Here is a 17,409-nt window from a genome sequence, read left to right as displayed (position 1 = left end):
CGGCGGCCGCACTACTGTGGGTCGACCATGCCCGAACTCCTCGGAATCAATCACCTGACGCTGGGTACGCCAGACCTCGACCGCCTGGTCGCGTTCTACACGGACCTGCTCGGCGGGAGCCTTTCCTTTCACCGCGCCGCCACGCCCACCGAGCCCCGGATAGCGGTCATCGATGTCGGCGGCGACGACCACCTGATGTTCGTCGAGACCGCGACCACACCGTCGCTCGAGCCCGACCCGCTGGGCCCGGCCGGCTGAGGCCTGCGGGTGCGCACGCACGCAGAGCTGTCGGCATTGCGCGATCGCATCCTGCGCGCGGAGTGGCCGGTGAACGAGATCGAAACCCTGCCCGCGCAATGGACTATGGCCGCCCGCGATCCCGACGGACGCGCCTGGCGGACATCCGAGCCCATCGCCCCCGCCCGGGACCGCTGCAGCCCAGCGGGGCCTAGCGACCCCGGGCGATCTCGCCCTCGCGATCGATTCACTCTCCCGAAACCGCTCGACCCGACTGTCGCGGCTTCGCGCGCGGAGTCGCCAGTGACTCGGTTCACAGGAACTTACCTTTACGGCATACCCCCTAGGGGTATATCTTCGTGTCAGAAGCACAGCGAATCGAGAGGCGAACCGATGACCACCAACGCCCACGCCGGCCACCACACCACCGCCGAGCCCGCGCACGCCGCCCACCACGGCGACCACGCGGCCCACCAGCACCACGCCGGTCACACCGCGGTCGCCACCGATCACGGCAACGCCCACGCCGGACACGGCGCACACGGTGATGCCCACGCCGGACACGGCGCCGGCGCACCGGGCGGGCTGCTGATCACGCAGGACGGCTACACCCTCGACCTCGACACCACGATCGCCGAGCCGGGCGGGATCGACTTCCGGTTCCGGATTCTCGGGCCCGACGGCAAGCCGGTCACCGAGTTCGATCCGATCCACGATCGCGAGCTACATCTGATCGTCGCGCGGCGGGAGCTGACCGGGTTCTGGCATGTCCATCCCGTGCGCGAGGCCGACGGCACCTGGGTGATCCGGCTCGACCTGCCCGAGGCAGGCGCCTACCGGGTGTTCACCGACATCGCGCCGCGCGCGCTCGGCCGGACGATCACCCTCGGCGCCGATCTCGCGATCGCGGGTCAGTACGCACCGCGGCCCGTTCCGGCGGTCGGGCGGCTCGTGGAGGTCGACGACTACGAGGTGACCGTCGGCGGCGAACTGCGCGCCGAGGGCGATCTGCTCACGCTGACGGTGCGCAAAGACGGTGCGCCGGTGACGGATCTGCAGCCGTACCTGGCCGCCTTCGGCCACCTGGTGATCCTGCGGGCGGGCGACCTCGCCTACGTGCACGTCCACCCCAACGGCGAACCGGGCGACGGCATCACCCCGGCCGGACCCGAGATCACCTTCCACACAGCGGTTCCCGGCCCCGGCACCTACCGCCTGTTCCTGGACTTCAAGCACGGTGACGTGGTCCGCACCGCCGCCTTCACTGTGACGGCAGGCGTCACCACCGCACCGGAGAACACGCACCACCACTGAACCCGATCCCCCACCACGGCGCCGCCACCCACACAGGGTGGCGGCGCCGTTTTCCGCAACGATCCACTCCTCACACGGGAAGATTCAGACGTCGCTCCCCGAGAGCAGGCGGGCGGCGATCTTCCGCGCCGCCTCGACGCGCGCCGTATCACCGATCTGCTGAGCGATATTGGCGGCGCTGACGATCGCGTCGAGCTCGAAGACCAGCACGTCGGCGTCGACACCGGGGAGCTCACCGAGTTCCTGCGCCTTGCCGATCTCCCGGGTCAGCAACGCGAGCCACTCGTCGTGATCGGCGACCACGGCGTCGCGCACCGGCCCTTGCTTGCTGCTGAACTCGGTGAGCGTGGCGACGCGGAAACAGCCGCCGGGGAACGGCGGGTCCTCGATGTGCGCGAACCAGCGGTCGAGCAGGGTCCGCACCCGGCCGATGCCGCGCGGTTCGCGCAGACTGGGCGCGATCACCCGCTCGATGAAGACCTCGCGGGCGTTGTGCACGGCGGCGAGCTGGAGCGCCTCCTTGGTGCCGAAGAGTGTGGCGATACCGCTCTTGCTGAGGCCGAGGTCGGTGGCGAGCATGCCGATGCTGAGTCCGTCGAGCCCTTCGACGGAGGCCAGCTCGGCGGCGCGGCGGGCGATGGTCGCCCTGGCCCTCGCCCCTTTGGCGAGTCGTTGATCAACGGGCTCGGTCCGGGTCATGGAGGTCATTCTTCCACTCCCTCTTGCCTAGGTGAACGATCGGTCGTACTTTAATTCACGAACGATCGTACGTTCTTATTTCTCCCCGTGAAGGAACTCCCATGACCGACGTTTCCGCGCGGCCCGACGATCCGGCGATCACCTCGCCCGGCGTCGCGGGCCGCACCCTGGCCGTGGCGGTCGGTGCCGCGTTCATCGCCTTCCTCGATCTCTCGGTGGTCAACATCGCCTTCCCCACCATCGCCGAGACCTACCCCGGCACCGCGACCAGCACTTTGACCTGGATCGTCAGCGGCTACGCCATCGCCTTCGCGGCGCTGCTCACCCCGGCGGGCAGGCTCGCCGACGTGCTCGGGCGGCGCAGGCTGTTCGTCCTCGCGCTGGCCGGCTTCGCCATCACCTCCCTGCTGTGCGGACTCGCGCCCGGCGCGGACTGGCTCATCGCCGGGCGCGTCCTCCAGGGCGCGACCGCCGCGTTCATGGTGCCCGCCGCGCTCGGCCTGGTCCTGGCCGTCACGCCGCGGGCGAAGATCGGCGCGGCGATCGGCGCGTGGTCGGCCGCGGGTGGGTTCGCCGCGGTGGTCGGGCCCGCGATCGGCGGCGCGCTCGTCGAGAGTCTCGGCTGGCGGTCGGTCTTTCTCGTCAACGTGCCGATCGCGCTGATCCTGATCGTGCCGGGGCTGCGGCTGCCGGCCCAGCACCCCGACCGGGACTCCGCGCTGCCCGATCCGGTGGGCATCCTCGCTGTCGCGCTCGGTCTCGGCGCCGTGGTCGCCGCGGTCACCGAGGGACAGAGCTGGGGCTGGACCGCCCCCGGCACCCTCGTGGCGCTGCTCGGCGGCACCGCGCTGGTGGTGTTCGCGCTGGTTCGCTCCCGACGGCATCCGGACCCTGCCGTGGCCGTATCCCTGTGGCGGGACCGGCGATTCGCACTCGCCAACGCGGGCTCGTTCCTGTTCGGCGCCACGATGTTCGCCTGGCTGCTCGCCGGGCCGATGTTCCTGGACGCGCTCTGGGGCTACTCGGTCCTCGCATCGGCCGCAGCGCTGACCGTCGGCGCGGTGGCCTCGATGATCACCGCCGTGCTCACCGGCCGGATCACCACCCCGGGCGGACAGCGCGCGGCCGGCGTTGTCGGCGCAATGATGTACACCGTCGCGCTGGCCTGGATGAGCACCGACGCGTTCGGCCCCGATCCGGCGCTGTGGTCGGCGTGGGTACCGGCCGGACTGCTCGGTGGCGGCGGCATCGGCGTGGTCGTCACCGTGCTGGGCACGGCGGCCGCGAGTGCTGTTCCGCCACAGCAGTTCGCGGCGGGCATCGGGATGAACCTGACCGCCCGGCAGGTGGGTGGCGCGCTCGGCGTCGCTGTGCTGGCCGCCGTGTTCACCGCGATTCCCGAGACCGTGCGCGCCTTCCACACGCTGTTCGCCGTCTGCGCCGCACTCGGCGTCGTTGTCGCCGTGCTGCTCGCCGTCCCGGCCCGCACCCCCGTCTCCCTCGACGACTAGGAGTTTCGAGATGTCTTCCACCACTTCGCTGCCCGACCGGTTCACCGAGGCCGACGATCCGCTGCTGCTCGCGCCGGACGCGGCGGCCGCCCTGCTGCGCGAGGCACCGTGGCGGCGCTTCGCGGTGCTCGGCGATTCGATCGCCGCGGGCACGGGCGACCCGAGCCCGGGCTACGCCGCCACGGGCTGGGCCGACCGCGTCGCGGCGACCCTGTCGGCCGTGAATCCCGCACTGGCCTATCTCAACACCGGGCGCGTCGGCGCGACCAGCGGCCAGGTGCGTGAGCGGCAGTTGCCCCAGATCCTGGAATTCGCCCCGGATCTCGTGCATGTCAGCTGCGGCGGCAACGATCTGTTCGAGGCGGGCGGTGATCCCGGTGCCCTGCGGGAGAACCTGTCCGCGATCTTCGCCGCGCTGACCGAGGCGGGCGCCACGGTGTCGACGTTCACGGTGGCCGATGTCTGGGCCGTCGACCGGATGGCGCCGATGCGCGCGATGCGATCGCGCATGGCCACGATGAACGAGCTGATCCGCTCGGTCGCCGACGAATACGACGCCGTCCTGACGGAATTCTGGGAGCATCCGGTGCGCACGCGAGCGAGCCTGATGAGTGCGGATCTCATCCATTTCACGACCAGTGGCCACGCCGTCGTGGCGACCGAGGTCGTCCGGGCACTCGCGGGACGGCTCCACCGCGCCTGACGAGTCCGCCCTCAGACCGCCGAGTGCCTGGCTCCGGCTGCCTCGCGCGGCCGGAGCCAGGGATCGGATCAGCTGTTCCCGCGAATCAGTTCGGCGCCGAGAGTGGCGAGTTCCGCCCGAACCTCCGCAGGGCCGACGACCTCCACGTCGGCACCCCAGCCCGCGAGTTGCCTGGCGACCATCTTGGCGGTGTCCGCCGTGATCTCAGCACGGACCCGTCCGTCGTCCGCGGGGCCGAGCAGGGTGCAGTTGCGGCCCTGCTGATCGGCCAGGATCGGGGCCAGCGACGCCGAGACGAGCACCGTCGCGGCGACGGCGGCGCGGCGCTCCTCCATCCTGGACACGATCCGCGCCCACTCGGCCTGCAGATCGAAATCGGCGGGCCGGTCGAATGTTTCGTCGAGCACGGCGACCTCGCCGATCCGGTCGAGGCGAAAGGTCCGGCGGCCACGGTCGGTGCCCGCGATCAGATACCAGACCGTCTCCTTCTCCACCAGGCCCCACGGGCTCAGTTCACGCACGGTGCGCTCGCCCGCCCGCAGGTACTCGACGCGCACCCGGCGGCGATCCACCACCGCCTGCTGCAACAGGGGCAGCGCCGAGGGAGGCCGCGGATCCGGGCGACCCCAGCGGGCGGGGTCGACGACGATCGCGTCGGCCGCGGCGGCGGCGTCCTCCCGGAAGGTCTGCGGCAGCGCCCGCACCAGTTTGCGCAGCGCGGACTTCAGTTCGGGCGCGGCCTGCGCGGCCGGGCCCGCCAGCAGGAACAGCGCGCGGGTCTCCCCCGCCGTCAGTCCGGACAGATCGGTGCGGGCACCGCCGATCAGTGACCACCCGCCGCCGCGCCCTGCCTGCGGATAGACGGGGATGCCCGCCGCCGACAAGGCCTCGAGGTCGCGCCGGGCCGTCGCCACCGACACCTCCAGTTCGGCGGCGACCTCCGCGGCCGTCACCCGGCCGCGCGCCTGCATCAACAGCAGGGTGGCCACCAATCTGTCCGCTCGCATACTCGATGATTCTGCCGAACAAAGTGCTCATTCGGTGAGCACTTTGCCTGGCAGAGTCGTTCTCGACACCGACGACGACCAAAGGAGCCGACATGCTGCGCGGAATGGCCACCACCACCTACTACGCCGACGACCTCACCGCCGCCAAGGACTGGTACACCGAATTCCTGGGCCTCGCCCCGTATTACGAGGTGCCGGGCGGCTACTACGAGTTCCGGGTCGGTCCGCTGCAGGCCGAACTGGGCATCATCAACCGCGCCTACGCCCCGGCGGGCGCGCGCAACGCGCCGGGCGGCGGCGGAGTGGTGTTCTGGCAGGTCGACGACCTCGCCGCCACCTACGCCCGGCTGCTGGAACTCGGCGCCACCGAATACGAGCCGATCACCGAGCGGGGCGACGGCGCGGGCTTCGCGACCGCCGCGGTGCTCGATCCGTTCGGCAATGTCCTCGGGATCATGGCCAATCCGCACTTCGTCGCCGTGACCGAGGCGGCCGGCCTGGCCTCGGCCTAGCGGATCAGGCGGGGAACCAGCGCTCGAGGACGGTGGCGACGCCGTCCTCGAGCACGTCGCCGGTGACCTCGTCGGCCAGGATTCGCACCGGCTCGGGCGCGTTGGCCATGGCGACCGAATGCGCGGCCCAGCTGAACATCTCGCGATCGTTGAAGCCGTCACCGATCGCGAGAGTCGCCGCCGGATCCACGTCCAGGGACTGCCGGAGTCGTTCGAGGGCCCAGCCTTTCGACACACCACGCCGCGACACAGTGACCCACGGCCCGAATTCGCCGTGCACCCAGGACGCGTCGGGGACCTCGAGCGCACCGAGCAGGCGCACCATCTCCTCGGCCGTGCCGCTGGGCCACCATCCGTTGAGCCTCGGCGTCGGCGCGCTGCTCAGCAAGTGATGATCGACGAGGCGGAAGTCGCCGATCGGGAACTCACCCGGCCCGTGCCCCGTCGCCCAGGTGCCCTCCCCGACCCGTTCGGCCGCGAAGACCATGTCGGGGAACAACGTCCGCAGCGCCAGGACGGCGGGCGCCGGATCGAACGACTGCACGGCGATCGGCTCGCCGCGCGCCACGTCGACGTGCACGGCGCCGTTGGAACACAGCGCGTGCCCCTCGGTGAGCCCCAGGCCCTTCAGCACCGGTCGCGTCGTCACCACGGTGCGCCCGGTGGTGACCACCACGTGCGCCCCCGCCGACACCGCGGCCGCGACCGCCGCCGAAACCCGTGCGCTCACCTCGAACCCGTCGACGAGCAGCGTCCCATCGACATCGAGCGCGATGAGTTCCGGCGCTCCCCCACGTACACCCATCACCCCATTGTGCCCGGCCCCACCGACACCCACCCGCGATTTCGCGACCGAGAACAGCGCGGCTACCTCACCCCGGCGTCCCGAAAAGCGGGGTGACCAAAGACGTTTCGCCGGAGGCACGTCACTGCGCCGCGCCTCACCGCGACGCCGAGCTCAACGGACACGGAGTCGACGCACGCTCAGCACTCGCCGCCGGGCCGCCGACCACGGACGCGCCCACACCCGATCATCCGGCGTCGTCACAAGGCCACACACCAGGAACACGTCACCCCAACACCTCGCGGTCCGGATCAGCGGCAAGAACCACCACCACCCCAGCCGGACGCGCCACCCCAAGAACCGTCGGAGTCACAACCACCGGAAGCCACACCACCGCAAAGCACGCCACCCGAGACCTGACCGCCCCGATCAGCAACGAGAACCGGCACCGCCACCCCGCCTGACGCGCCGCCCGGAAAGCCGCCGGAGTCACCGCGAAGGGAAGCCACACCGCCTGGCAGCATGCCACCCCGATGCCTAGCGGCGCTGATCAGCGACGAGAACCCACCACCGCCACCCTGCCGAACGCGCCACCAGGACCTGCCGGAGGCGCCGCCACCGGAAGCCACACCAACGCAGGGCACGTCACCCCGAGGCTCGGCAGGCCCCGGTCAGCGTCAAGGACCGCCACCACCGCACCCCGACTGACGCGCCTCCGGGGAACCGGGAGAGCCGCCGGAGTCGCCGGAGTCGCCGTGAATGGAAGCCACACCGCCTGGCAGCATGCCGGCCCGATGCCTAGCGGCCCTGAACAGCGACGAGAACCACACCGCCACCACCCCGCCGGACGCGCCACCGAGGAGCCGCCGGACACGCCTCCACCGGAAGCTGCACCACTGAGGAGCGCGTCACCCTGATGCCAGGCGGCCTGATCAGCGACGAGAACCGCCACTGCCACCGCCCCCGAGGAGCCGCCGGACACGCCGCGACCGGAAGCCGCAGCACCGAGGACCGCGTCACCCGAATGCCTGGCGACCCCGGTCAGCGGCGCGAGCCGCCACCGCCACCGCCACCACCGCCACCGCCGGACGCGCCGCCCGAGGAACCGCCGGAGTCGCCGCCACCGGACGCACCACCGGAGGTGCCGCCGCTCGAGGTGCCACCGCCGGACGTTCCGCCGCTCGATGTCCCGCCGGACGAAGCGCCTCCGCTCGAAGTGCCGCCGGACGCACCGCCGCTCGACGCACCGCCACTCGACGCGCCACCCGAGTCGCCACCGCCGGACGCGCCGGTTCCGCCGCCGGACGCGCCGCCACCCGAGGTACCGCCGGACGCGCCGCCGGAGTCGCCCCCGCCGGACGCACCGCTCCCGCCGGTCCCGCCACCGCCGGACGCGCCGCCCCCGCCGGTTCCGCCGCCGGACGTTCCGCCGCTGGAGGTCCCGCCGCCCGATGTCCCGCCCGAGGATGAGCCGCCGTCGGTACCGCCGGCCGATGCGCCGCTGTCACCGGTCCCGCCGGGCGAGGTCGTGCCACCTGTGGTGCCGCCGGGCGAGGTCGTGCCGCCGGTGGTACCGCCGGGGGCGGTACCGGTACCGCCGGTCGCGCCACCCCACCCGCCGTCCGTTGCCCCGGTGCCGCCGGTGGATGTGCCGGGAGTGGTTGTGCCCGTGTTGGTTCCGCCCGTCGTGCTGCCACTGCTCGGCGACGTGTCGACGCCGGGAAGTGAGGTTCCCGGCGATGTCGAGGTTCCGGGCAGCGAGGAACCCGGTGTCGTTCCCGGAATCGAGGTCCCGGGCGAAGTTCCTGGCACCGAGGGGTCTGTGGGACCGGGGCCGGTGATGGGGTCGAGGTCGGGCAGATCGGGCGAACCCGGGTTGGTCGGAACGTTCTGGGGCTGCGTCGACTTGGCGAAGGGCAGCGGGTTGATGAAGCTGGCCGGGTCGCCGTAGGTGGTGCGGGCGAGGACGGGCGACTTGCAATCGTTGCGGACGTCCTGGTGTCCACCGCCGCCGCGTTCACCGTTGCCGAACTTCTTGCCCGCAGGCTTGTTCGGCGCCACGATCATCTCGTACGCCGTCTGCGCCGCGGCGGCCGCGCTCGCGACGCGCACGCGCGCGGTGTGCGGGTCGACATCGCCGACCAGCCCCGAGGTCTGGGCCGCGACGAAGTCGGCGCTCATGTCGTAGAGCAGCGCGTCGGCGGGCGCGCCGAGCACGGGGAAGCGTTCGAGCGCGGGGGTCAGGCCCGGATCGAAGGGACTGCCGAACACCGTCATCGCCGACATGGCCAGCGCGGAAACGACTGCGGCGCTGGAGAACACGGCCACGTGCGGCGCGGACGGGCCGTGCTGCTGCACGGGGGCGAAGGTGCGGGCCGCCAGCGCCGCGGCGCCCGCGGCGACCACCTGACCGGGATCGGCGACGGTGACGAGCGGAACGCCGAGTTCGGCGAGAGTCTGCGCCACCTCCGGCGGGCGAGAAGCCCCGCCGACGACCAGGATTCGCGACAGATCGGCCAGCCGCAGCCCCGCCGCCGCCACGGTCTTGCTGACCAGCGGGAAGGTGTCGCGGATGTGTTCGGCGCGCAGCGCGTCGATGTTCACCATCGAGGTGAGCGTCTGCGTCGCGCGGCCGGAGCGCGGGGACCCGGCGTAGCGGGCGACCATCTCGCCGAGCGGCTTGCCACCGAAGTCGGTGCAGCGCACGGGAGTTCCGATCATCGGATGGTGCGGCCAGTCCGGGCCGACCCGCAGCACGGTGAGATCGAGACTGTTCGCGCCCAGGTCGTAGACGAGCACGAAGCCCGGCGCGAGCGGGCCCTGGTCGGCGTCGAGCCACTCGGCGGCGGCGACCGGCTCCGGCGCGAGCAGCACCTGTCCGGCGCCCGCCAGATGCAGCGCCTGCCCGAGGAGCGCGACCTGCTTGTCGGAATACACTGCCGGATAAGTCAATACGACACCGGGCGCCGGCTCGGCCAGCTCGATGAGCCCGGTGGCGACGGCGGCGATCAGATTGGTCGCCGAGTAGAACCGGCCGCCGATCACCATCGGCTCCGGCTCGCGGCTCAGATCCGCGAAATCGGTGACGGCCGAAGCGAATTCGTTGATCGCTCCGATGCGGGGGCGGCCCGCGTCGTCGAAGGTGAGTGCGGTACGCCGTGTGCGCACCGTCGGCTTGGCCGGATCTTCGGCGGCGACCGCCGTGATCGCATTGACCGTACCGATGCTTAAGCCCAGACCTCTGGTCATGTAATTGCTATCCCGTCAACGCACCGTGACCACGTCCAGCACGCGAGCGCACCATGTGGCCGCGGTCGTCTTCCAAACAGCCCGCATAGATTAACCGGCACAAAGCCGAATTGCTGCCTGATTGATACGAGACACAGGACCTTTGGCCCTTGCGAGAGGATCTTCGCAGGTAGATGCACTTGCGGTCATGCGTCCAGTCCCCTGAACGGCATGTCGGTGACCTGCAGACTCCGAGAAGCAGCTACCCGGGAGTAATCGCAATAAGCCCCCAACGATTACATTCCTACGGTTTGTTATCGCCCGCTTTTGGCGCACTTACCGACTGGTAACTGATTCAATTACTACTCGGATGAATTCGAAAATCGACATTTCAATACACCGCATAATGAAGTAGACGCCAAACCCAATGACACGTCAATAGCGGAGGGCGAACTCGTCCGTGCCGTGTCGACCGAGGGGTGCGCGAACGCCGAAGGCCCGTCCCGGGATTCCCGGGACGGGCCTTCGGTTCTCGTGGAATCAGCCGCGTGCGAGCAGCCGCTTGAGCGAACCCTGCCGCGGCGGCAGCGCCGCGCCACCGGCCACGGCCTGCGGTCGCCGCGCGCGCACCAGCCGGTCGAACTCCTGCGTGTCGCGGGTGGGCTCCCGCAGTGCGCCACTGTTGAAGTCGGCGGCCAGCTGCTCCACCGTCTCCTGCGCACAGGACTTGTTGGTGCCGATGAAGCCCGTCGGTCCGCGCTTGATCCAGCCGGTCACGTACGTGCCGGTGACGACATCGCCCGCGGGCGCGGTCAGCACCCGGCCGCGTTCGTTCGGGATCACGCCGCGCGCCTCGTCGAACGGCAGGTCCTTGGTCGGCACACCGCGGTAGCCCACCGAGGTGAGCACCACACCGGCTTCGAGCAGCTCGACATCCCCGGTCGGCACCGCGCTGGTCCGCCCGTCGGCGTCGGTGACGAGCTCGTTGCGCTCGACCCGCACGCCGGTCACCGAGTCGGTGCCGACGATCTCCACCGGAGAAGACAGATAGCGGAACACGATCCGGCGACGCGCGCCGAAGGGACGGTTCGCGACGCTGTGCAGCAGCCGCAGCTTCTGCTCGACCTTGAACGGCAGATCCGCGGTGACCTCGGGCAGCTCGCCCTCGATCGCGATGTCGATGTCGGCGGCCAGCAGGCCGACGAACTCGGGCACCGTGAACGCCGATTCGGCCGGGCCGCGACGACCCAGGATCACGACCTCTTCGACCTTGCTCTCGCGCAACGCCTTCAGCGCGTGCGGAGCGATGTCGGTGCCGGCCAGGGTGGCCGGGTCGACGGTCAGGATCCGCGCCACGTCGAGGGCCACGTTGCCGTTGCCGACGATGACGACGCGCTTCTGGTCCAGATCGAACTCGTCGTCGACGTGCTCGGGATGACCGTTGTACCAGGCGACGAAGTCGGTGGCCGACACATTGCCCGCCAGCCCCTCACCGGGGATGCCGAGCTTGCGATCCGAGGACGCGCCCACGGCGTAGATCACGCCGTGGAAGTGCTCGAGCAGCTCGGCGTGGCTGATGTGCTTGCCGATCTCCACGTCCAGGTAGGTCCCGAAGTCCTCCTGCTTCGACATCACGTCGAACAGATCGGCGACCTGACGGGTGCGCTTGTGGTCGGGCGCGACGCCGAGCCGGGCCAGGCCGTAGGCCTGCGGCAACCGGTCGAACATGGTCACCGCGACGCCGGGCTGGGTGAGCAGTTCGTCGGCGGCGTACATCGCCGACGGTCCCGACCCCACGATCGCCACCCGCAGCGGCGAACGCTGGGTGTCGATCGTGGGCGGCATCACCGGGCGAGCCAACGTCGGCCGGTCCCGCTGGACGCGGTAGAAGTCGGCGTTGATCTCGATGAACGGCTTCTGCTCTTCGGTCAGCTTCTTCGACGAGGTGATCGCGTCGACGGGGCACGCGGTGGCGCAGGCGCCACAGTCCACGCAGGCCGCCGGATCGACGTAGAGCATCTCCGCGCTGAGGAAGTCCGGCTCATCCGGGGTCGGATGAATGCAATTCACCGGGCATGCGTAGACGCACGAGGCGTCGCTACAGCATGACTGGGTCACGACATATGGCATATGGCTATCGTCTCAGGCGGCGTGCTTGGCGGAGCGCTTGGGCTCCGAACGGTACCGGCTGGACGGGCCGTCGATCCCGAGCAGCTTCCACACCTTCTTGGCGATCGGGTTCATCAGCCCGATCTCCTCGGCGAGGGCGCGCACGTCGATGAAGTAGTCGGCGAAGACCTGCTTGGACTCCTTGGAGCCGTAGAACAGTTCCTTCTTGACTTCCTTCGGCATGTCGAACTGCTTGAAGAAGGTCTTCGGCGGGGTCGCGATGGCACGGCCGAGCACGAACATGACGATCGGCATCGCGATCGAGAGCACGAACTTGTTGGCCGCCGGCTGCGCGGGCACGTTCTTCTTCAGGAACTCGTGGGCGAAGGAGATGTGGCGAGCTTCCTCGGCCACGTGGATCGCCATCACACCGCGCATGATCGGGTGGATGTCATCGCCCGAGCGCAGGATGTCCTTCTGGATGTGGTCGATCGGCTCCTCGCCGGCGAGCACGGCCATGAAGAAGAAGTTGGGGAACAGCGCGCCCGCCGGGGCGGCCAGGTGGCGCAGCTGACGCACGAGCGGGTTCATGCCCGGCACGTCGGCGACGCGGTTCACCATCTCCTGGAACATCAGAGTGTGGTTGTGCTCTTCGATCATCTCGTGCGAGCAGTACCGGAACTCCGGGTCGTTGTTCTTCAGGTTGAAGATGTGCTGCATCATGCCGATGATCAGGATGGCCTCGAACTGCAGGCCGACCTTGGCGACATTGGCCTGGCGGACCTTGCCGATCTCGATCTTCTTGTCGAGCGGCAGCGCCTGGTACCAGGGGTGGCGACCGATGGGGTCCGCCGAGGTGACCAGGACCCAGCGCTCCGGCTTGTGGTTCGGGTCGAAGTCCGGGTTGTCCCAGTCGATGTCCTCGAACGGGTCGAAGTGACGGTTGACCGACGCCTCGGACAGCATCAGCAACTTCTCGGCGTACGCCTGAGCCTCGGCGACTACAGGATCGACGTCAGGGGTGGTGGGCGCAGACATCGTCGTCACTGCCTCTCCTCAAGGGACGTTTACTGTTTCCAATAGTTACACCTACGAGGAGTCACGTCAACTCCGGCACCGGCCGGATTTCGCGTGTTCGGCGTGCCGAAATCCAGGGAGAAAAAGCTACTCACCAGTAAAAACGGCTCTACCTGTGACACTGCGTCATGCACATCGGTTCGGGGCCGGGAAAAATAGTTCCCGCTCGACTCCGGCGTTTCGCCGTGCGAACCGCCGGTACCGGCTATCCTCCCGCGGCACCGAACGCGACGGCCGGGCGGTGGCTGTTCAGCAACACCGCCCGGCCGGGTCGAAAACTACCGATCAGCTCGTCGGCAGGTCCGGGATGCGGGTGGCACGGGCGTAGACCGTCTCCCCCTCGCTCAGGCGCAGCGCGGCGGCGTCACCGCGGGTCACCTGGGCGGCGAACTGGTCGCCGGTCGCGGCGTTGCGCAGTTCCAGCCGCACCTCGAAACCGAGCCGCACGATGCGCTCGACGGTGGCCCTGGTGACACCGGCGGATTCCGCGGTGCCCTCGTGCTCGGCCAGCGCCATGGACGGATCGCGGCCGATCCGGATGTCGTGCGGACGCACCAGATGGCCGTTGAGGCGGGCCACCGCGCCGAGGAAGGACATGACGAACTCGTTGGCCGGGCGGTCGTAGACGTCCTCCGGCGAGCCGACCTGTTCGATGCGGCCCTTGTTCATCACCGCGATCCGGTCGGCGACGTCGAGCGCCTCCTCCTGATCGTGGGTCACCAGCACGGTCGTCACGTGGACTTCCTCGTGCAGCCGGCGCAGCCACTGCCGCAGATCGGTGCGGACCTTGGCGTCCAGCGCGCCGAACGGCTCGTCGAGCAGCAGCACCTGCGGGTCGACGGCGAGGGCGCGCGCCAGCGCCATGCGCTGACGCTGTCCGCCGGACAGCTGCGCCGGGTACCGGTGCTGGAAACCGTCGAGGCCGACGATGCCGAGTAGCTCGTCGACGCGCTTGTCGATCTCCTTCTTCGGCCGCTTGCGGATGGTCAGGCCGAAGGCCACGTTGTCGCGCACGGTCATGTGCTTGAACGCGGCGTAGTGCTGGAACACGAAGCCGATGTCGCGCTTCTGCGGCGCCACGTGGGTCACGTCGTTGCCCGCGATCGTGACGATGCCGCCGTCGAGCGACTCCAGACCGGCGATCGAGCGCAGCAGCGTCGACTTGCCGGAACCCGAGGGGCCGAGCAGCGCGGTCAGCTCGCCGGAGGGGATGTCGATGCTGACATCGTCGAGAGCGGCGAAGGAACCGTAGTTCTTGCGCGCGTTGGTCACGGTGATCATTCGGTGCCCCGCTTGCGTTCGAGGAGAGTCATCAGGAGGAGGACGACCAGCGCCATGCCCATCAGCAGCGTCGCCGCGCTGTAGGCACCGAAGGTGTTGTGGTCGTTGATGTAGCGGCCGTGCACCAGCAGCGTCAGCGTCTGCGACCGGCCGGGCAGCGCGGTGGAGACCATGATCACCGCGCCGAACTCGCCGAGCGCGCGGGCCACGGTGAGGACGACGCCGTAGGTCAGGCCCCAGCGGATGGCGGGCAGGGTGATCCGCCAGAAGGTCTGCCAGCGCGAGGCGCCGAGGGTGGCCGCGGCCTGTTCCTGGTCGTCGCCGATCTCGTGCAGCACCGGCTCGACCTCGCGGACCACGAACGGCAGCGTCACGAAGATGGTGGCGATGACCATGCCGGGCAGGCTGAAGATCACCTTGAAGCCGAGCGACTCGAGGCCGCCGAACCAGCCGCCCGCGCCCCACAGCAGGATCAGCGACACACCGACGACCACCGGCGAGACGGCGAACGGCAGGTCCACGATGCCCTGCACCAGATTGCGCCCGGGGAACTTGCTGCGCACCAGCGCCAGCGCCGTGATGACGCCGAACACCACGTTCAGCGGCACCACGATGGCCACGATGATCATCGACAGCTGGAACGCCGAGATCGCCGCGGGCGTGGTGATCGAGTCGAGGAACGCGCCGATCCCGCGCTCGAACGTGCGCCACAGGATGATCACCAGCGGCAGCACGAGCAGGATGAACAGGTACCCCAGGGCGACCGTGCGCAGCGAGAGCCGGGTGAACAGCGACAGCTTCATCGGGCCGCCTCTTCCTTACGAGCGGTGCGCTCGGCCAGCAGGCGCAGTACGAGCAGGCTGGCGAAGGAGATCACCAGCAGCGCCACCGACACCGCGGCCGCGTTGATCGGCCGGTCGACCTCGATCTGCTGCTGGATGTACTGCGAGGTCATCTGGGTCTCACGCGGGATGTTGCCGCCGATCAGCACGACCGAGCCGTATTCGCCGATCGCCCTGGCGAAGGCGAGGCCGCCGCCGGAGATGATCGCGGGGGTCAGCGTCGGCAGCACGATCCGGCGGAAGGTGATCCAGTTGCTCGCGCCCAGGGAGAGCGCGGCCTGTTCCACTTCCTTGTCGACCTCGATCAGCACCGGCTGCACCGAGCGCACCACGAACGGCAGCGTCACGAAGGCCAGCGCCACCACCAGACCGGGCTGGGTGGCGTTGAGGTGGATGTCGACCGGGCTGTTCGGGCCGTAGAGCGAGAGCAGCACGATCGAGGCGACGATCGTCGGCAGCGCGAACGGCAGGTCGATCAGCGCGTTGACGATCCCCTTGCCGGGAAATTCGTCGCGCACCAGCACCCAGGCGATGAGCGTGCCCATCACCACGTTGAGCACGGCGACGATCACCGAGACGCCGATGGTCACCTTCAGCGAGTCCACGGCGGCGGGCGCGGTGACCGCGTCCCAGAAGCCGGACCAGCCGTCTTCGAACGAGCTGACGGTCAGCGCCGCCAGCGGCAGCAGCACGATGACGCTGAGCCACAGCACGGCGACACCGATGCCGAAGGGACCCACCGAGCCGGTCACCTTCAACCACGAGCGCCCGCGCGACGCCCGCGGCGTTTTGTCCAGTTTCACGGCGACGCCGGGATCGGGGGTTTCCCCGGTCCCGGCGGGCCCACTGCTGTCAGTCACAGTTGTCCAGTATCGCGTGTGCGCTCGGTCACGTCCTACTTGGTGGCCTGGTCGTAGATGACCGCGATCTTGCCGGTGCCCTGCGTGAACAGATCCTTGTCCACGGCCTTCCAGCCACCGAGGTCATCGATGGTCCACAGCTTGGCCGGGGTCGGGAAGTCGGCGCTGAACTCGGCCGCGACCTTCGGGTCGACCGGACGGAAACCGGCCTGCGCCCACGCCTTCTGGCCCTCGGGGGTGAACAGGAAGTCACGGAACGCCGTGGCCTTGGCCAGGTTCTTGGAGTTCTTCAGCACCGCAACCGGGTTCTCGATCTTGAAGGTGGTCGGCGGGTTGATGTGCTCGATCGGGTCGCCGTTGCGCTCGGAGAAGATGGCCTCGTTCTCGTAGCTCAGCAGCACATCACCGGTGCCCTGCAGGAAGGTCTCGGTGGCTTCGCGGCCCGACTTCGGCTGCACCTTGACGTGCTCGGGCGAGATCAGCTGGCTCAGGTAGTCCAGGCCGGCCTGCGGGTTCTTGCCGCCGTCGCTCTTGGCGGCGTACGGCGCGAGCAGGTTCCACTTGGCCGATCCGGAGCTGAACGGGTTCGGCGTGACGACCTCGACACCCGGCTTGATCAGATCGTCCCAGTCCTTGATGCCCTTGGGGTTGCCCTTGCGCACGACCAGGGTGACGACCGAGCCGAACGGGATGCCCTTGGTGGCGTCGGCGTTCCAGTTCGACTCGACCAGGCCGGCGTCGACGAGGCGGGTGATGTCGGGCTCGACGGAGAAGTTCACGACATCGGCCTCGGCGCCGTCCTTGACCTTGCGCGACTGGTCGCCCGAGGCGCCGTAGGAGGCCTGGACCTGGACGCCCTTGCCCGCGTCGGTCTTGTTGAACTCGGGCACGACCTTGTCGAAGCCGGGCTTGGGGACGGCGTAGGCGTAGAGGTTGAGGCTGCCCCCGCTGCCGTCGGCTCCGGTGCCGCCGTCGGTCGAATCGCTGGCGCCACCGCCGCACGCGGTCAGCGCGAGCGCGGCGACGGCGGTGACGGCGATGGCGGCGGCGCGGCGGCGCGAGCCGATCCAAGTGGTGCGTGACATCGGGGTTGAACCTTTCGGAAGGACCTGCCGGGCAACATTTCTCGTTGCGGCGGGATCATGCTCGTCGATCGGTAGACCTGCCGTGCGACGGACGGACGGCAGTTGGCGCGACTCGGGCCGGTGGCCCCCGGAGTGACGGACTACGACTGCGAAAGGAAAG

The 17,409-nt window shown here is 69.6% G+C and carries 15 protein-coding genes; 5 read left to right on the top strand and 10 right to left on the bottom strand.

The genetic code is table 11. The features are described from left to right. Nucleotides 1-27: 27 nt before the first annotated feature. Nucleotides 28-258, top strand: a complete 231-nt coding sequence (locus DFR69_RS35360) for a VOC family protein (protein WP_244198396.1) — start codon at nucleotides 28-30, stop codon at nucleotides 256-258. Between the two features lie 372 nt (nucleotides 259-630). Then, nucleotides 631-1,551 carry a hypothetical protein gene (locus tag DFR69_RS22375; protein ID WP_110039561.1) on the top strand — a complete coding sequence of 307 codons (921 nt, stop codon included), beginning with the start codon at nucleotides 631-633 and terminating at the stop codon, nucleotides 1,549-1,551. Between the two features lie 84 nt (nucleotides 1,552-1,635). Here the strand turns inward: DFR69_RS22375 and DFR69_RS22370 are convergent, their stop codons facing one another. Continuing rightward, complete coding sequence (locus DFR69_RS22370; protein WP_110039629.1) at nucleotides 1,636-2,250, bottom strand: TetR/AcrR family transcriptional regulator; 615 nt, start codon at nucleotides 2,248-2,250, stop codon at nucleotides 1,636-1,638. Nucleotides 2,251-2,351: 101 nt separating this feature from the next. On the opposite strand from DFR69_RS22370, the gene DFR69_RS22365 reads away from it, so the two are divergent. Next, complete coding sequence (locus DFR69_RS22365) at nucleotides 2,352-3,761, top strand: MFS transporter (protein ID WP_110039560.1); 1,410 nt, start codon at nucleotides 2,352-2,354, stop codon at nucleotides 3,759-3,761. Between the two features lie 10 nt (nucleotides 3,762-3,771). Beyond that, nucleotides 3,772-4,464: an SGNH/GDSL hydrolase family protein gene (locus DFR69_RS22360; RefSeq protein WP_110039559.1), complete on the top strand. Its 693-nt coding sequence runs from the start codon at nucleotides 3,772-3,774 to the stop codon at nucleotides 4,462-4,464. A 68-nt stretch (nucleotides 4,465-4,532) separates the two neighbouring features. Here the strand turns inward: DFR69_RS22360 and DFR69_RS22355 are convergent, their stop codons facing one another. Further along, nucleotides 4,533-5,471, bottom strand: a complete 939-nt coding sequence (locus DFR69_RS22355) for a helix-turn-helix transcriptional regulator (RefSeq protein WP_110039558.1) — start codon at nucleotides 5,469-5,471, stop codon at nucleotides 4,533-4,535. Between the two features lie 92 nt (nucleotides 5,472-5,563). Between DFR69_RS22355 and DFR69_RS22350 the strand changes: the two genes are divergently transcribed. Next, complete coding sequence (locus DFR69_RS22350; protein WP_110039557.1) at nucleotides 5,564-5,983, top strand: VOC family protein; 420 nt, start codon at nucleotides 5,564-5,566, stop codon at nucleotides 5,981-5,983. A gap of 4 nt (nucleotides 5,984-5,987) precedes the next feature. On the opposite strand, the gene DFR69_RS22345 is transcribed toward DFR69_RS22350, so the two are convergent. The 8 genes from DFR69_RS22345 to DFR69_RS22305 form a co-directional block, all read right to left on the bottom strand. After that, nucleotides 5,988-6,788, bottom strand: a complete 801-nt coding sequence (locus tag DFR69_RS22345) for an HAD family hydrolase (RefSeq protein ID WP_110039556.1) — start codon at nucleotides 6,786-6,788, stop codon at nucleotides 5,988-5,990. 1,020 nt (nucleotides 6,789-7,808) lie between these two features. Then, entirely contained in the window at nucleotides 7,809-10,016 is a 2,208-nt protein-coding gene (locus DFR69_RS35590; protein ID WP_110039554.1) for an Hsp70 family protein, read from the bottom strand. A gap of 519 nt (nucleotides 10,017-10,535) precedes the next feature. Further along, nucleotides 10,536-12,125, bottom strand: a complete 1,590-nt coding sequence (locus DFR69_RS22330; RefSeq protein WP_110039553.1) for an FAD-dependent oxidoreductase — start codon at nucleotides 12,123-12,125, stop codon at nucleotides 10,536-10,538. Between the two features lie 12 nt (nucleotides 12,126-12,137). Further along, nucleotides 12,138-13,142: an AurF N-oxygenase family protein gene (locus tag DFR69_RS22325; protein WP_110039552.1), complete on the bottom strand. Its 1,005-nt coding sequence runs from the start codon at nucleotides 13,140-13,142 to the stop codon at nucleotides 12,138-12,140. Between the two features lie 324 nt (nucleotides 13,143-13,466). Further along, nucleotides 13,467-14,462 (bottom strand): sulfate/molybdate ABC transporter ATP-binding protein, encoded by a 996-nt coding sequence (locus DFR69_RS22320; RefSeq protein WP_110039551.1) that lies wholly within the window; start codon nucleotides 14,460-14,462, stop codon nucleotides 13,467-13,469. Beyond that, complete coding sequence (cysW, locus tag DFR69_RS22315; protein WP_110039550.1) at nucleotides 14,459-15,265, bottom strand: sulfate ABC transporter permease subunit CysW; 807 nt, start codon at nucleotides 15,263-15,265, stop codon at nucleotides 14,459-14,461. Before cysW ends, DFR69_RS22320 begins: the two co-directional genes overlap by 4 nt. After that, complete coding sequence (gene cysT / locus DFR69_RS22310; protein ID WP_110039549.1) at nucleotides 15,262-16,107, bottom strand: sulfate ABC transporter permease subunit CysT; 846 nt, start codon at nucleotides 16,105-16,107, stop codon at nucleotides 15,262-15,264. Before cysT ends, cysW begins: the two co-directional genes overlap by 4 nt. Nucleotides 16,108-16,199: 92 nt before the next feature. After that, nucleotides 16,200-17,249: a sulfate ABC transporter substrate-binding protein gene (locus DFR69_RS22305; RefSeq protein WP_110039548.1), complete on the bottom strand. Its 1,050-nt coding sequence runs from the start codon at nucleotides 17,247-17,249 to the stop codon at nucleotides 16,200-16,202. Nucleotides 17,250-17,409 lie beyond the last annotated feature (160 nt).

The organism is Nocardia neocaledoniensis, assembly GCF_003182135.1.
GTDB lineage: Bacteria > Actinomycetota > Actinomycetes > Mycobacteriales > Mycobacteriaceae > Nocardia > Nocardia neocaledoniensis.
This window is presented reverse-complemented; position numbering and strand designations above follow the sequence as displayed.

Excerpts from the sequence above, each read along its gene's own strand:
- DFR69_RS35360 (WP_244198396.1), top strand. The coding sequence starts at position 28 with ATGCCCGAACTCCTCGGAATCAATCACCTGACGCTGGGTACGCCAGAC.
- DFR69_RS22375 (WP_110039561.1), top strand. The coding sequence starts at position 631 with ATGACCACCAACGCCCACGCCGGCCACCACACCACCGCCGAGCCCGCG.
- DFR69_RS22370 (WP_110039629.1), bottom strand. The coding sequence starts at position 2,250 with ATGACCCGGACCGAGCCCGTTGATCAACGACTCGCCAAAGGGGCGAGG.
- DFR69_RS22365 (WP_110039560.1), top strand. The coding sequence starts at position 2,352 with ATGACCGACGTTTCCGCGCGGCCCGACGATCCGGCGATCACCTCGCCC.
- DFR69_RS22360 (WP_110039559.1), top strand. The coding sequence starts at position 3,772 with ATGTCTTCCACCACTTCGCTGCCCGACCGGTTCACCGAGGCCGACGAT.
- DFR69_RS22355 (WP_110039558.1), bottom strand. The coding sequence starts at position 5,471 with ATGCGAGCGGACAGATTGGTGGCCACCCTGCTGTTGATGCAGGCGCGC.
- DFR69_RS22350 (WP_110039557.1), top strand. The coding sequence starts at position 5,564 with ATGCTGCGCGGAATGGCCACCACCACCTACTACGCCGACGACCTCACC.
- DFR69_RS22345 (WP_110039556.1), bottom strand. The coding sequence starts at position 6,788 with ATGGGTGTACGTGGGGGAGCGCCGGAACTCATCGCGCTCGATGTCGAT.
- DFR69_RS35590 (WP_110039554.1), bottom strand. The coding sequence starts at position 10,016 with ATGACCAGAGGTCTGGGCTTAAGCATCGGTACGGTCAATGCGATCACG.
- DFR69_RS22330 (WP_110039553.1), bottom strand. The coding sequence starts at position 12,125 with ATGCCATATGTCGTGACCCAGTCATGCTGTAGCGACGCCTCGTGCGTC.
- DFR69_RS22325 (WP_110039552.1), bottom strand. The coding sequence starts at position 13,142 with ATGTCTGCGCCCACCACCCCTGACGTCGATCCTGTAGTCGCCGAGGCT.
- DFR69_RS22320 (WP_110039551.1), bottom strand. The coding sequence starts at position 14,462 with ATGATCACCGTGACCAACGCGCGCAAGAACTACGGTTCCTTCGCCGCT.
- cysW (WP_110039550.1), bottom strand. The coding sequence starts at position 15,265 with ATGAAGCTGTCGCTGTTCACCCGGCTCTCGCTGCGCACGGTCGCCCTG.
- DFR69_RS22305 (WP_110039548.1), bottom strand. The coding sequence starts at position 17,249 with ATGTCACGCACCACTTGGATCGGCTCGCGCCGCCGCGCCGCCGCCATC.